The following is a 14,324-nucleotide window of genomic DNA, read 5'->3' as shown; positions in this document are numbered from 1 at the left end:
GGGAACGAGCCCGGACGGCCCAGTTCCCGGCAAGTTGCCCCGACGGGAGCAGGCGGCTACCTAAGCTGGACCGGGGGCCTTGGTCGGCCGGGCCCGAAACCGGGTATGACTCGGCTCCCGACCTGCGACGGGAGGTTCGCCGTGAGTGGTGCGCAAGCACCGGGACGGCACGGGTCCGCCCGCCCGCGTCCGGGGTACGGCCGGCCGGCCGCCCGTTCGGGCTCGGGGCGGCTCGGCCTGGCCATGACGGGCGGCCTGCTGCTCGCGGTTCTGGTCGGCTGCTCGGAGTCCGGCTCGACGGGTGAGGACGTCGCCGCCCGGTCGGACACCTCGGTCGCCGCCAGCCCCTTCCCACCGGACCAGGGCACGTCGGCCGCGCCCACCGGGACCCCGCCGGCCGCCAGGGGCGCCACAGAGTCGGCGAGCGCCGCGCCCGACGGCGCCACGGCCGGCGGTGGTTCGTCCGGCGCCTCCGGGGCAGCGGGCTCGGCTGGGTCTGGGGGCACGGCTGGGTCTGGCGGCTTGGCTGGGTCTGGGGGCACGGCTGGGTCTGGGGGCACGGCGGGCTCGGCTGGGTCGGGTGCGGGCGCGGCGCCGGCGGCTCCCGGGGCGAGCCCCGCCCCCGGCGCGGCCAGCGGGGGTGCCGGTGCCGGCGGGGTTGCCGCGACCACGGCGGTGCCGGCCCCGCAGCCGTCGGCGGTGTTCCTCGGCGAGGCGTGCGCACCTGACCGCAACAAGGCCCCGGCGATGGCCGTCAACGGCCTGGTGCTGTACTGCGTCCCGGACGACGCTGGTGCGTCCGCCGCCGGCGGTGGTGTGTCCGCCGCCTACGGCCGGTGGTCCACCGAGCCGCCGACGTCCTCCGCCCAGTCTCCGCCGGAAGAGGGCGGATCGTGCCAGCCGACGGACGTCGGCCGGGTCCTGCGGGACCCCGCCGGGCGGCCGGTGTCCTGCCTGCGGGACCCGAACGGCATGCTGAGCTGGTCGGACGTCTCCTGAGCGACCGCGGCGGAGCCACCCGGCCGGCGCTCAGCCCCGGCGGCGGGCCCGGCGAGTGGTGAGGGCCTCCGCGAGCGACCAGGCACCGGGCAGCACGAGCGCTCCGAACACGGTCGCCCACGCCCAGGGATGGTCGGCGAGGTAGGGAACCGCGTCGTCCTCCAGCCAGTCGAACAGCCGGTCGTGCAGCACCGGGAACACTCCCGCCGCCGCGATCACCGCGATCAGCCCGGCGGCGAGCACGGCCAGCCCGCCGGGCACCCGTCGCCAGCTCGTCAGTCCGATCATCAGCAGCCCGAGCAGGGCGACGAGGATGCCGAGTCCCCCGACCACGCCGGAACTGACCAAACCACCGGCGATCCCCAGAGCCACCAGCGCCGCCCCCAGTCCGATCACCACCCGCCGCCGGCCATGGGACACGTCCCGGACCAGCTCGTAGGCCAGCCGCGCCGCCGTGCGCACCACGAACGCCGCCGGTCGCAGGGGCCGCGGCAGGACCCGCATCGTGGCGATCCAGGCGGCGGCCACCGCGACGATCTGGACCAGGGCGGTGACGAGGATCGGGCCCTGCGCCCGGTCGGTGATGCGTTCCGTCGGGACCTGGCAGGCCCGCAGCACATCGTCGACGGCTCGTGGCGCGAGCATTCCCGGTGCCACCGGCACCCCGCTGAGGCCTGGCGGTCGTGGCGGGGCTGAGGGCCGTGGCGGGGTCGACGGCTGTGAGGTGGCGGGCGTGGCGGGTGGTGGCTCCTGCGCCGTCGCCGTCGCCGTCGCCGGCGCGGCCCGCTGCTCTGGCGTGCCCCGCTGCACTGGCGTGCCCGGTTGGTCTGGCGTGCCCGGTTGGTCTGGCGTGCCCGGCTGCTCTGGCAGGCCCGGTTGGTCTGGCGTGGCCCGCTGCGAGGCCGCGACCCGGGCGGCTGCGGCCGCCGCCAGCGAGATCACCTCCGCACCGGTGGAAGCACCCGCCGTCATCCCGTCGGCGCTCCCTGCCGGGGAGGTGCTGGCCGGCGGGGTGCTGGCCGGCGGGGTGCTGGTCGGCTCGGGGGCGAGGGCGCGGTCGACGGCGGCGAGGAAGTTGGCGGTGGGTCGCGGATCGAGGCCGGAGTCGTTGTCCTGGCGGACGGCCCGGGCAAGGCCGACGAGCTCCTTGGCGGCGATGTCCCGCTGAATTCCGGCGGCCACCCAGGTGGCCGTGACCGGCAGGCTGAGCGGCACCGGCGCGTCCGGATCGGTGAGGAAGGCGAGTTCGTCGAGCGCGTCCTGCGGGACGGGGGTGCCCGCGACCTCGGCGAGGTCGTCGACGAGCGTGACCAGCCAGCCCCGGCGGGCCAGCGCCGCGGTGCCGGCGACCCGCCCCTCGCCGGCAACACCGCCTGGGTCGACCGGGGGGCCGGTGGGCACGGCGAGGTCCCGCCGCAGCACGAGCCGGCGCGGGTCGAGCAGGATGCGCACGAGCCAGCCGGCGCCGTCGAGCCGCCCCCACATCCAGTCGTTGGCCCGCCAGGAGGACTTCGCGAAGGCGCCGAAGTTGCCCAGTTGCAGGCCCGTGACCTTGTCTTCGGCGAGGCGGCGGGCGGGGTCGAGGGCGGTTGGAAGGTCGGCACTGATCTGGACGAGCTCGACCGACTGGTCCAGCACGCCGCCGGTCGTCGTGCGTTCGACCAGGTGCAGATCGAGCAGGGCGATCAATGCGTCCGCACCGGCCGTCGGCAGGTAGTGGACGAAGTCGGTGAGCGTGCGGGCGGCGAGCGCCCGGCGCTGCCCGACGCTGAGCCCCGCCGGCTGGATCCTGGGCCCCGCGGGGGGTGGCGTGGGCGGGGTCCAGCGACGGACGAGGGCGGCGATCTCACCGCGCAGCTCGCCGACGACCGGAGCGAGGGACGCCCACCCGGACCCCGGCTGCGCCGGGTCGTCGGGACCCGCTGGGCTGCCGGGTTCCGCTGGGTTGCTGGGACCTGCTGGGCTGCTGGGACCTGCTGGGCTGCTGGGACCCGCTGGAGACGCCGCCCCTACGGGATCGGAGCGCAGCCACCGGCGGGTCGCCTCCTCGAGAACGTCGAGCAGCGGGGCCCCAGGCATCGCGGCGAGGGTCTCGCTGACCGTCGTGAACACCCCCGGCCGCGGCGACGAGGTGTAGAGGGAAGCGGGCCCGCGCGCGTCCGCGATTGCCGACCCGGCCGCGCCCGCCCCTCTGTGGCCGGATCCGGTCGGGCGCGGTGGGCCGCCGGCTGCGGGCAGGGCGGCGTCGTGCACGGCGGCGGCGAGCCGGGCGAGGCGGGCCCGCTCGACCGGCTCGGGGCACAGCACGTACCCCTCGTTGATCATGGAGACGAGGATGCCCCGGACACCGTCGAGGGCGGGCTGCCCGAGCCGCCACAGCTCGTCGAGGTCCCCGACGCCCGGCAGCCGGCCGGGCAACGTCTCCAGGACGGCGCCGACGGCGGCGTTGGTCATCCGGGCACGGCCCGCGGCGTCGGTGCGCAGCGCATCGGCGTCCGGCGGGCGCGGCAGGTCCGAGCGGTCGGTGAGCACGCGCAGCAGTGCCTCGACGACCGGCACCGCGATCTGTTCGGCCACCGCGCGTCGGTAGGCGTCGTAGACGCTGTCGTCGGCGAGCCGGGCCGAGCCCGCCGGAGCCAGCCGCAGCAGACGCCGGCGGCCGGCCCGGGCTCCGCGGACGGCCTCGTTGTGCTCGCGCAGCGCGGCGAGGTCCGTGCCGATCGACTGGTTCAGGGCCGCGCCCAGCGCCCCCAGCAGGGTGCTGCTCACCGACGGCAGGGGCGGCGCCGGCGGCGCGTCGGTCGCCCGCCCCGGCTCGCGCTGTGTTCCGCGGAGCAGCTGTGTCCCGCGGAACAGCCGTGGTCCGCGCAACAGCCGTGGTCCGCGCAACAGCCGTGGTCCGCGGAACAGCCCAGGCCCCCGTGTCTGGTGCGTTCCGGTGAGCTGGTGCGTTGCGGGGGCCTGCCGCCCACTGGGCTGCGCGTCGGGCATCGACGAGGTCGGGCGGGGGGAGGGCACGACGTAGGTCAGCACCCGGCGGACCTGGCGTTCGGCGGGGCGGTCGAAGATGGCCGCCAGCGCCGGGCCGATCGGCCGGTTGACGAGGATCCCGCCGTCGGAGGCGTGGAAGGAGCGGGCGGCGTTGACGAAGCGCGCCATGTCCGGGTGGGCGTCGTCGAGGGCGTGACCGACCGGCACATAGGCCGGCTCGAACGCGCCAGGGAACGCGGAGCTGGCCCGGGCGGAGAGCGCCAGACGGGGGATTGCCGCGGGATCGGTGAGGTCCGGCGTGCCGAACACGAACAGGCCCCGGTAGTCGACGTCGTACATCGTGCCGCCGAGGGAGTCGGTGTGTTCGGCGACCTCGCCCCGAAGGATCGTCGTCGTGACGAACACCGAGGTCGGCCGGGCGGCGGCGGATTGCTGCGGCGCGGTCGTCCCGGCCACGGCGCCGAGGGCGGTGTGCAGGGCGGGCAGTACGGCGGCGTCCCCCCGCAGCAGCGACGGGTACGCCCTCTCGTCGGGGGTGCGCATGAGCGTGTCCAGCGAGCCCAGGGACAGCCACAGCTCGCGCAGCGGGGCGAGGTCGCCGTGACGGGCGTTCGCGAAGCCGAGCATGGTCGCGTTGATCCCGCCGGCGGAGGCCCCGGCGAGCACGTCCACGCTGAGCTCGACGTCGAGGATGGCCGCGAGCCGCGCGTACCGGGCGGCGACCGCGGCGTCGGCATCGTCGGCGCGAGTGTGCCCGGGGCTGGTGGCCAGGTTGATCTCGGTGGCGACTCCGCCCATCCACACGGCGAGGCTGGCGCCACCGGTCATGACGACCGCAAGCCGCACTTCCTGGGTCGTCTCGTCACGCATGGTGGCAAGGGTAGACGTGCCGGACATCGACCGATCCGTGCTTGTCGCGGTCGGTGCGCGTTGGTGGAGCTGCCTACCGCGTCGCCCTACTTGTCAACGGGTTACTCGTGGGTAGCATGGGAACACCGTACTCACGAGTAGCAAGCCGGTCCCGGCCGTGCGCGCCGCCCGGCGCTCCCGGAAAGGAGCCGTTCATGGGCCACTACCGGAGCAACCTGCGGGATCTCGAGTTCAACCTGTTCGAGGTGTTCGGCGTCGATCGCACGCTCGGCACCGCTCCGTTCGAGGAGATGGACGCCGAGACCGCGCACGAGGTGCTCGCCGAGCTGGAGCACCTGGCCACCGGCCCGGTCGCGGAGTCGTTCGCCGATGCCGACCGCAACCCGCCGACGCTCGACCCGGCCACCGGCTCGGTCACCCTGCCCGAGTCCTTCAAACGCTCCTACCGGACGGTCCAGGACGGCGAGTGGTGGCGGCTGTTCGTCCCGACGGACCTCGGCGGGCTCGGCGCGTCGCCGACGGTCGCCTGGGCTGCCGCGGAGCTGCTGCTCGGGGCGAACCCGGCCGTGTTCATGTACATGGCCGGCCCGACCTTCGCGGCGATCCTGCACCGGCTGGGCAACGAGTGGCAGCGCACACTCGCCGGCTTCGCCCTCGAGCGGCACTGGGGCGCGACGATGGTGCTCACCGAGCCGGACGCCGGGTCCGACGTCGGCGCCGGACGGACCCGGGCGGTCGAGCAGCCCGACGGGACCTGGCACATCGAGGGCGTCAAGCGGTTCATCACCAGCGGCGACTGGGATGTTCCGGAGAACATCTTCCACCTCGTGCTCGCCCGGCCGGAAGGGCACGGCCCGGGCACCAAGGGCCTGTCGATGTTCGTCGTGCCGAAGTTCATGCCGGATCCGGCGACCGGAGCGCCCGGGGAGCGCAACGGCGTGTACGTCACCAACATCGAGAAGAAGATGGGCCTGAAGGTCTCCGCGACCTGCGAGCTGAGCTTCGGCGAGCGGGCCCCGGCGGTCGGCTGGCTGGTCGGCGACGTGCACGAGGGCATCGCGCAGATGTTCCAGGTCATCGAGTACGCCCGGATGATGGTCGGCACGAAGGCCATCGCCACGCTGTCCTCCGGCTACCTCAACGCGCTCGACTTCGCCCGCACCCGGGTACAGGGCGCCGATCTCACCCGGTCCGCCGACAAGACCGCGCCCCGGGTGGCGATCATCAACCATCCCGACGTCCGCCGGATGCTCATGCTGCAGAAGGCGTACGCCGAGGGCATGCGTTCACTGGTGCTGTACACCGCGACGTTCCAGGACCGGGTGGCACAGGCGGCGGCGCGCGGCGAGAGCGACGAACTTGCGGTCCGGATCAACGACCTGCTGTTGCCGATCGTCAAGGGGGTCGGCTCCGAGCGGTCCTACGAGCTGCTCTCGACCTCGTTGCAGATCTTCGGCGGCTCCGGCTACCTGCAGGACTACCCGATCGAGCAGTACATCCGGGACGCCAAGATCGACACTCTCTACGAGGGCACCACCTCGATCCAGGGTCAGGATCTGTTCTTCCGGAAGATCGTTCGCGATCGCGGGCAGGCGCTGACCGCTGTGCTGGGGGAGATCCAGACCTTCGTGAAGGCGGAGGCCGGCAACGGCGCACTGCAGTACGAGCGGGAGGCGCTGGGGGCCGCGCTGGACGACGTCCAGGCGATGGTGGGTTCGCTGGTCGGCTACCTCACCGGTGCCGCCGACGACGCCCGGCAGGTCTACAAGGTGGGCCTGAACTCCACCCGCCTGCTGCTCAGCATCGGTGATGTGCTCATCGGCTGGCTGCTGCTGCGGGGCGCCGAGGCGGCGCAGCGCGCCCTCGACCAGGCGGGCACCGGCCCGGACCGGGGCGGCCACCAGGGCACGGCCTTCTACCAGGGCAAGGTGGCCGCGGGCCGCTGGTTCGCGGCGAACGTGCTGCCAGAGCTCAAGGCGCGCCGGGCCGTGGTCGAGTCGACGGAGCTCGGACTCATGGATCTCCCGGAGGACGCGTTCTGATCTCGATGATCCACGAGTCGCGGTTGGTCCGCGAGGGTTGCCACGGATCGCGGAAGGTCTCACGCGATCCGTGGCAATTGCCGTCCCGGCGGGGTTGTATTGGGCGGATCCGGGGGTAGATGGGGCTGCATGGGAATCCCGTTGAGCCTCGCCTTCTTCGCCCTCGGCGCCATCCTCGCCTTCGCCGTCCGCTCCGATCCCTCCGGCCTCGACCTCGACGTGGTCGGCCTCATCATGATGCTCGTCAGCGCAGTCGGTCTCGGCATCACGCTGTACCAGAGCCAGTGGCGCCGCAAGATCGTCGAGGAGTCGGTGGAGAGCGGCGTGCCGACTCCGATCTCGATCGACGACACGGTCCTGGTCGACCCGGTCACCCCGGTCGAGGCGCCGCGCCGGCGTGAGCCGGGTCTGACGCCCGAGGAGGACCGCAAGCTGAACGCCACGCGTCACCTGGAGGCGGACCCCGACCCGCAGCCTGTCGTCCACGTGGGCAGCGAGGAGCGCTACGCACCGCGGCGGTGAGTTCCTATCCCCTGCCGGCCCGTCCACCTGCCCGCCGCCGCCCGGCCCGCCTCCCGGAACGACCCGTGAACCCGGGTCCGGGGAACCGGGCTCCGGGCGGCGTGGTCGTCCGGGTCGCCGTCAGGACGTACGCAGCGGCGGGAAGGCCTGGTCCAGCTCGTTGCGCATGTCCCGCTTCAGCAGGTCGTCGGTGTCCGAGGAGGACTGCCCCTCCAGGAGGAACCGGGCCACCCGGAGCGTGAGGTCGACCCGTTCGGCCAGGTTCAGCGTGCCGGTGAACCGGCCGCTGGAGTTGGCAGAGGTCAGAACCTTGGCGACGAACTCGTCCGCGGCCTGAAGTGCCTCCACTCGCGTCATGGTTCCACCTCTTTGTGCCGGAAGCCGGTCAGAGGCGCAACCGTACCAGGGGGCCGACTGTGCGCCGTTGTGCGCCCCTCTCGCGTGCTTTGTGGCGTGCTGGTGGATCCGATGAGTCGATCACGACCAGGCGAGGGCGAGCGTGGGATCCGTCAGCACTGCGCCCACATCCGCGAGCACCGCCGCACCCAGTTCCCCGTCGACGATGCGGTGGTCGAAGGACAGGGCGAGCTGCACCACCGTACGTACCGTGAGCTGACCGTCGTGCACCCAGGGAGTGGGACGGATCGAGCCCAGAGCAAGTATGGCGGCCTCCGGCGGGTTCAGGATCGGCGTTCCGACGTCGACGCCGAGCACCCCCACGTTGGTGATGGTGATGGTCCCGCCACGAAGATCCGCCGGGTCGAGCCGGTCCGCCCGGGCCGACGCGGTGAGCCCCGCCAGTGCCCGCGCGAGGCCGACGAGATCGAGCCGGCCCGCGTCGGGGATGTTCGGCACGACGAGGCCGCGCGGCCCCGCCACGGCGATGCCCAGGTTCACCCGGTCGGGGACCTGGATCTCCGCCCGGCCCGCGCCCCCGTCCTCGACCCAGCGAGAATTGATCATCGGATGCCGGCGCACGGCGACGAGCAGGGCCTTGGCGACGAACAGCAGTGGCGTGACCTTGATGCCGCCGAACTCCGGCAGCGCCGCCACGCGCTCGCGCGCGGCCATGGTGGCGGTCACGTCGACGCTGAGGAACTCGGTGACGTGCGGCGCGGCGGCGACGCTGGCGACCATGGCCTGTGCCATCGACCGCCGCACCCCGATAACGGGCACGTGCCAGGCACCGGTCCCCGGGGAGAAGGCCGCGTCGGCCGGGACCGCGCCGATCCGCCGGGAGGCGGCCGGCATCGCATCCGGTGTGGGTGCATCCCGTGTGGTGGGTGCGTCCCGTGTGGTGGGTGCATCCGGTGTGGTGGGCGCGGTCGGCTGCGACGCCGGGGTCGCCACGGGCGTCGCTGGGGCGGCGGTGCGCACGGCGGCCTGGACGTCGTCCCGGCTGATCGTGCCGTCGGGGCCGGTGCCGGCGATCCCGGCGAGGTCGACACCGAGGTCGCGAGCCAGCTTACGGACGGGTGGCTTGGCGAGCACCGCGGGTTTGGCGAGCGCCGCGCCGTCCACCCGCGCCGGTCCGCTCCCGCGGGCGGGCCCCGGGGCGGCCTGGCGGCGGGGACTGCGGCGACGTTGCTGACCCTGGCGCGGCCCGTAGCCGACGAGCACCGGCACGCGTTCGCCGGCACCGCCGTCGCGGGAGGCCGGCAGCCGTCCGCCGCCCGCCGCGCCGCCGGTGGACCCGGAGGCGGCCGCCGCCGGTTCGGGGGCCGCGTCCGCGGGCTCGGGCTGCCCGGCATCGGCCGTCCGGACCGTCAGCAGCGGTTCGCCGACGGCCAGGGTGCTGCCCGCTTCGCCGTGGATCTCCACCAGGACCCCGGCGAACGGACTCGGGATCTCGACGACCGCCTTGGCGGTCTCGACCTCCACGAGCGGCTGGTTCACCGTGACGGAGTCGCCGACCTGGACGAGCCAGCGGACGATGTCCGCGTCGGTCAGACCCTCGCCCAGGTCGGGGAGCCGGAACTGTCGCTGCGCCACGGGGAACCCCAGTTCGGATAGTGCGGGCGGGTCAGTAGCCGAAGGACCGGTCCACCGCGTCGAGGATGCGGTCGACGTCGGGCAGGTAGTGGTCCTCAAGGCGGGCGGGAGGGTACGGGGTGTCGAATCCGGTGACCCGCAGCACCGGCGCCTCCAGCGAGTAGAACGCCTGCTCGGTGACGCGGGCGGCGACCTCGGCGGAGATCGAGACGTTCGACGGCGCCTCGTGCACCACGACCAGCCGTCCGGTCCGCCGCACGGAGGCGAGCACCGGCTCGAGGTCGAGGGGGGACAGCGAGCGCAGGTCGACGACCTCCAACGACCGGCCGTCGTCGGCCGCGCTGACCTCGGCGGCATCCAGGCAGGTCCGCACCGTCGGGCCGTAGCCGACGAGGGTCGCGTCGGTGCCCGCGCGCACCACCGCGCTGCTGTGCAGGCCGGTGGTCCCGTCCGGAGACGGTTCGCCCGGCGGCCGGGGGTCCACCACCGCTTTCTCCCAGTACCGCCGCTTCGGCTCCAGGAAGATGACCGGGTCGTCGGAGCGGATCGCCTGCTGGATCATCTGGTGGGCGTCGACCGGGTTCGAGCAGGCGACGACCTTCAACCCCGCGGTGTGGCAGAAGTACGCCTCCGGGGACTCGCTGTGGTGCTCGACGGCACCGATGCCCCCGCCGAACGGGATGCGGATCGTCACCGGCAGCCTGATCCGCCCGCCGGAGCGGTAGTGCAGCTTCGCGAGCTGGCTGACGATCTGGTCGAACGCGGGGTAGACGAAGCCGTCGAACTGGATCTCGCAGACGGGCCGGTAGCCGCGCATGGCCAGCCCGATCGCGGTCCCGATGATCGCCGACTCGGCCAGCGGCGTGTCGATGACCCGGGCCTCGCCGAACTCCTTCTGCAGGCCGTCGGTCACCCGGAACACGCCGCCGAGGGTGCCCACGTCCTCGCCCATCACGACCACCTTGGGGTCCGCCGCCATCGCCGAGCGCAGGCCCAGGTTCAACGCCTTCGCGAGCGTGATCGGTACGGGGGTGGCGGGCTCGCCGGTCCGCTCCCCACCGACCTCGGCGGGCTGCTCGCCGGTGATGACGGCTCCGCTGGTCACCACGCCTCCCCTGGTACGTGCGCCTCGCCCGCCACGAGTCCACCCTTCATGTCGAGCCCATCTCTCACGCCGAGCCCATCTCTCACGCCGAGTCGATCCCCGGTGCCGAGTCGATCCTCCAGGTCGAGCCGGTCGTCCGTCCCGCCGTCACCCGGGTCGAGCGTCGCGGCGAACGCCGAGCGTTGCTCCGCCACCAGCCCATTCTCGGTGACCTGCACATGGTCGAACAGGCTGGTCGGGTCCGGGTCAAGCATCGCCGTGCAGCGGGCGCGCAGCTCATGGGCGAAGGTGTCGGCCTCGAGGGCCAGGTGTCGGTCACGTTCCTCACCGAGCAGGCCACGGGCCGCAAGATGGGCGCGCATCCGGTCCAGGGGATCACGCCGGCGCCACGCCTCGAGCTCGATCGGCGACCGGTAGCGGGTGGGGTCGTCGGCAGTCGTGTGCGCGCCCATCCGGTAGGTCACCGCCTCGACGAGCACCGGCCCACGGCCGGCCCGCGCGGTCGCCAGCGCCCACCGGGACACGGCGAGGCACGCCAGCACGTCGTTGCCGTCGACGCGCACGCTGGGGAAGCCGAATCCGGCCGCCCGCTGGAAGATCTCGGTCCGGCTCTGCCGGCGGGTCGGTTCCGAGATGGCCCACTGGTTGTTCTGGCAGAAGAACACCAGCGGGGCGCAGTACACGCTCGCCCAGCCGAACGCCTCGTTGACGTCGCCCTCGCTGGACGCGCCGTCGCCGAAGTAGACGATCGCGGCGCCGGCCGAGCGGTCCCAGGTCATCCCCATCGCGTAGCCGGTGGCGTGCAGTGTCTGCGAACCGACGACGATCGAGTAGAGGGCGAAGCCGTGCGTGGCCGGATCCCAGCCGCCGAGGTTGACGCCGCGGAAGATGGCCAGGACCGCCGCCGGGTCGACGCCGCGGCACCAGGCCACCCCGTGCTCGCGGTAGGACGGGAACGCCATGTCATCGGGTCCGAGCGCCCGTCCGGACCCGACCTGCGCGGCTTCCTGACCGCGCAGGCTCGCCCACAGCCCGAGCTCGCCCTGCCGCTGCAGGCTGGTCGCCTCCTCGTCCATGCGTCGGACCAGCACCATGTCCCGGTACAGGCCGAACAGCTCGTCGTCGGTGAGGTCGGCGACGTACGCGGGCAGGTCGATGTCGACGGCGGTGAGCGCTCCACTCGGCCTAACGGCGTCCGGCCCGTCCGCCGGCCGGCCGGGCGTCGGCCGGCCGGGGGGCGGCGGTGTGTCTGCCGGCCGGTCGGGCGCCGCGGCGGGCGGCGCGTCCGGTTCGGGCGTCCTGGCCCGGGACGCGACGGTGATCCGATGACCAGCCGGAGTGAGTAGCTGCATGAGCTCCGTCACACTCGGCAACGATAGACCTCAGACGGAAGCCGGCAACCCGATCTGTGAGTCCGCCGCGCGCGTGGTCACGCCGCCCCGCTCGGTGCCGGGGTCCCGGGTCGGTACGGTGTCGCGGTGACGAGTGCGCAGGACGTGCCCCGCCCGCCGGCCCGCCGCGACATCGGGAAGGTCGGTGTCTGGAGCGGGCAGTTCGACTTCTCCCCGGCCGGTGTCGTCCGGGAAGCCATCGCCGAGCTTGACGAGCTCGGCTACCCCACCCTGTGGACGGGTGAGGTCAAGGGCCGGGAGGTCCTGGTCACCGCGAGCCTCGCCCTCGCGGCCACCGCACGGATCACGATCGCGACCGGGATCGCGCAGATCCTCGCCCGCAACCCGCTGACGATGACCGCCGCGCAGCTCGCCCTCGCGGAGGCGTACCCCGACCGTTTCCTGCTCGGGCTGGGCGTCTCCCACGCCGAGCTGATGCACATCCGGGGCGCCCCTTACACCCGCCCGCTCGCGCAGATGGCGGCCTACCTCGACGAGATGGACCGGATGGCCGCCGAGCAGTACCGGGCGGTGGCGCCGGTCGAGCCGCCGCCGCGAGTTCTCGCCGCGCTCGGGCCGAAGATGCTGGGTCTTGCCCGCGATCGCGCCGACGGCGCGCACACCTACTTCGTCCCGCCCGAGCACACCGCGGCGGCCCGCGAGATCCTCGGCCCGGACAAGCTGCTCGTTCCCGAGCAGGCGTTCGTCCTGCACGACGACCCCGAGCAGGCCCGGGAGCTGGCGCGCCGGCACACCGGGTCCTACCTGCGGCTGCCGAACTACACGTCCAACCTGCGCCGGTTCGGGTTCGACGACGACGATCTCGCCGGCGCGGGCTCCGACCGCCTGGTCGACACGATCGTCCCCTGGGGCGACCCCGACGTCCTGCTCGGCCGGATCAAGGAGCATCTCGACGCCGGGGCCGACCAGGTCGCCGTGCAGGTTCTGGACTTCGACCGCCGCGGGCTGCCCCGCCGGCAGTGGCGCGAGCTGGCACCGGCGCTGTCGACCCTGTGACCGCTGTCAGCCGGGTGACTGCTGTCGACCCTGTGACTGCTGTCAGCCGGGTGGCCGTCAGCTCGGTCTCGGCTGGTCGCCCTGTCCCGACTGTCGGTCCGGTGACGTCCACTGGCCCGGCGCGGCCGGGTCGGCGAGGCTTGCCGGACGGGGACGTCGGACGGAGGAACGCGGCATGGGCGGCGACGGGGGGGTCGCGCGGCGGTTGACCGGGCGTCGGTCGAGAGCCGCGGGGTTGGCCCTCGGCACGGCCGGAGTCCTGCTGGTCGGGCTCGTCGCCTGTTCGATGCCCTACGGCGACGACGCGGATCCGACTCCCGCGCCGACCGGTGCGACCGCCTCGGCTGCCAGCCTGGGCGGGACCGGTTCCCCGGCTGCCCCGGGTGCGGCCGCCGGGAGCACCGGTTCGGCCGACGGCTCCAGCCCGGTCGGGAACGGCCCGCGACGGCCGACGGGGCAGCCCGTCACCATCGCGTTCGGCGGTGACATCCACTTTGCGGGCACGCCCGGCCAGCGCCTCGCGGCCGATCCCGCCACGGCGATCGGGCCGATCTCGGCGACCCTGTCCGCCGCGGACCTCGCCGTCGCGAACCTGGAGACCGCGGTGACCGACGGCGGCACCCCGGCGCCGAAGGAGTTCACCTTCCGCGCCCCGCCCACCGCGTTCGACGCGGTGCGCGCCGCTGGCATCGATGTCGTGACCATGGCGAACAATCACGGCATGGACTACGGCCTGACCGGGCTGCAGGACTCGCTGCGCCACGCCCGCGACGCCCACTTCCCGGTCATCGGCATCGGCGAGGACGACACCAGCGCCTTCACCCCGTACACGACGACGGTGAAGGGGCAGCGCATCGCCGTCATCGGAGCGACCCAGGTCCTCGACGACCAGCTCATCCCCGCCTGGACCGCCGGGCCGCACAAGCCTGGCCTCGCCTCGGCGAAGGAGGTCGACAAGCTGATCGCCGCCGTGCGGGGCGCGCGGGCGCGGGCCGACACCGTTGTCGTGTTCCTGCACTGGGGGGTCGAGCAGCAGCAGTGCCCGAGCGACGCGCAGCGATCCCTGGTCCCCCGGCTCGCGGCGGCCGGGGCGGACGTCGTAGTCGGCAGCCACGCCCACGTCCTGCTCGGGGCGGGTTGGACCAGTGACGGCGTCTACGTCGACTACGGCCTGGGGAACTTCGTCTTCTACTCCTCCGGGACCGGACGCAATACCGAGTCCGGGGTGCTGCGCCTGACCGTGGCCGGCAGGGCGGTCACCGACGCCACCTGGGTGCCGGCCCGGATCGTGGGGGGCGCGCCGCGGCCGCTGAGCGGCGCCGCCGGCAGCCAGGCGCTCGCCGCCTGGAACGCCCTGCGTGGCTGTACCGGCCTCGCGGCCACTGCCCCGTGACG

10 protein-coding genes are annotated in these 14,324 nt (G+C 73.7%); 5 read left to right on the top strand and 5 right to left on the bottom strand.

The window, feature by feature from the left end; genetic code table 11:
- Positions 1-141: 141 nt before the first annotated feature.
- Positions 142-999, top strand: a complete 858-nt coding sequence (locus AC5R91_RS19675) for a hypothetical protein (protein WP_495392800.1) — start codon at positions 142-144, stop codon at positions 997-999.
- Between the two features lie 30 nt (positions 1,000-1,029).
- Here AC5R91_RS19675 and AC5R91_RS19670 read toward each other — a convergent pair whose 3' ends face one another.
- Positions 1,030-4,887 (bottom strand): patatin-like protein, encoded by a 3,858-nt coding sequence (locus AC5R91_RS19670; protein WP_495392799.1) that lies wholly within the window; start codon positions 4,885-4,887, stop codon positions 1,030-1,032.
- 167 nt (positions 4,888-5,054) lie between these two features.
- On the opposite strand from AC5R91_RS19670, the gene AC5R91_RS19665 reads away from it, so the two are divergent.
- Positions 5,055-6,902, top strand: a complete 1,848-nt coding sequence (locus tag AC5R91_RS19665) for an acyl-CoA dehydrogenase (protein ID WP_495392798.1) — start codon at positions 5,055-5,057, stop codon at positions 6,900-6,902.
- Positions 6,903-7,031: 129 nt separating this feature from the next.
- Complete coding sequence (locus tag AC5R91_RS19660) at positions 7,032-7,424, top strand: hypothetical protein (protein WP_495392797.1); 393 nt, start codon at positions 7,032-7,034, stop codon at positions 7,422-7,424.
- 120 nt (positions 7,425-7,544) lie between these two features.
- On the opposite strand, the gene AC5R91_RS19655 is transcribed toward AC5R91_RS19660, so the two are convergent.
- The 4 genes from AC5R91_RS19655 to pdhA all read right to left on the bottom strand — a co-directional run bounded on the left by AC5R91_RS19655 (position 7,545) and on the right by pdhA (position 11,873).
- Positions 7,545-7,781: a hypothetical protein gene (locus tag AC5R91_RS19655; protein WP_009741405.1), complete on the bottom strand. Its 237-nt coding sequence runs from the start codon at positions 7,779-7,781 to the stop codon at positions 7,545-7,547.
- Positions 7,782-7,901: 120 nt separating this feature from the next.
- Entirely contained in the window at positions 7,902-9,416 is a 1,515-nt protein-coding gene (locus AC5R91_RS19650; RefSeq protein WP_495392796.1) for a dihydrolipoamide acetyltransferase family protein, read from the bottom strand.
- A 31-nt stretch (positions 9,417-9,447) separates the two neighbouring features.
- A complete protein-coding gene (locus tag AC5R91_RS19645; RefSeq protein WP_495392795.1) occupies positions 9,448-10,521 on the bottom strand; it encodes an alpha-ketoacid dehydrogenase subunit beta in 1,074 nt (357 codons plus the stop codon).
- Complete coding sequence (gene pdhA, locus AC5R91_RS19640; RefSeq protein WP_495398009.1) at positions 10,518-11,873, bottom strand: pyruvate dehydrogenase (acetyl-transferring) E1 component subunit alpha; 1,356 nt, start codon at positions 11,871-11,873, stop codon at positions 10,518-10,520. Before pdhA ends, AC5R91_RS19645 begins: the two co-directional genes overlap by 4 nt.
- A 126-nt stretch (positions 11,874-11,999) precedes the next feature.
- Between pdhA and AC5R91_RS19635 the strand changes: the two genes are divergently transcribed.
- Together AC5R91_RS19635 and AC5R91_RS19630 are read left to right on the top strand one after the other, a co-directional pair.
- Positions 12,000-12,929, top strand: a complete 930-nt coding sequence (locus AC5R91_RS19635; RefSeq protein WP_495392794.1) for an LLM class F420-dependent oxidoreductase — start codon at positions 12,000-12,002, stop codon at positions 12,927-12,929.
- A gap of 175 nt (positions 12,930-13,104) precedes the next feature.
- Positions 13,105-14,322 carry a CapA family protein gene (locus tag AC5R91_RS19630; protein ID WP_495392793.1) on the top strand — a complete coding sequence of 406 codons (1,218 nt, stop codon included), beginning with the start codon at positions 13,105-13,107 and terminating at the stop codon, positions 14,320-14,322.
- Positions 14,323-14,324: the final 2 nt, after the last annotated feature.

Source organism: Frankia sp. BMG5.60, assembly GCF_059428125.1.
This window is presented reverse-complemented; position numbering and strand designations above follow the sequence as displayed.

What these genes read in the sequence shown, in the direction of transcription:
- AC5R91_RS19670 (WP_495392799.1), bottom strand. Translation starts at nt 4,887, where the DNA reads ATGTCCGGCACGTCTACCCTTGCCACCATGCGTGACGAGACGACCCAG.
- AC5R91_RS19665 (WP_495392798.1), top strand. Translation starts at nt 5,055, where the DNA reads ATGGGCCACTACCGGAGCAACCTGCGGGATCTCGAGTTCAACCTGTTC.
- AC5R91_RS19660 (WP_495392797.1), top strand. Translation starts at nt 7,032, where the DNA reads ATGGGAATCCCGTTGAGCCTCGCCTTCTTCGCCCTCGGCGCCATCCTC.
- AC5R91_RS19655 (WP_009741405.1), bottom strand. Translation starts at nt 7,781, where the DNA reads ATGACGCGAGTGGAGGCACTTCAGGCCGCGGACGAGTTCGTCGCCAAG.
- pdhA (WP_495398009.1), bottom strand. Translation starts at nt 11,873, where the DNA reads ATGCAGCTACTCACTCCGGCTGGTCATCGGATCACCGTCGCGTCCCGG.
- AC5R91_RS19630 (WP_495392793.1), top strand. Translation starts at nt 13,105, where the DNA reads ATGGGCGGCGACGGGGGGGTCGCGCGGCGGTTGACCGGGCGTCGGTCG.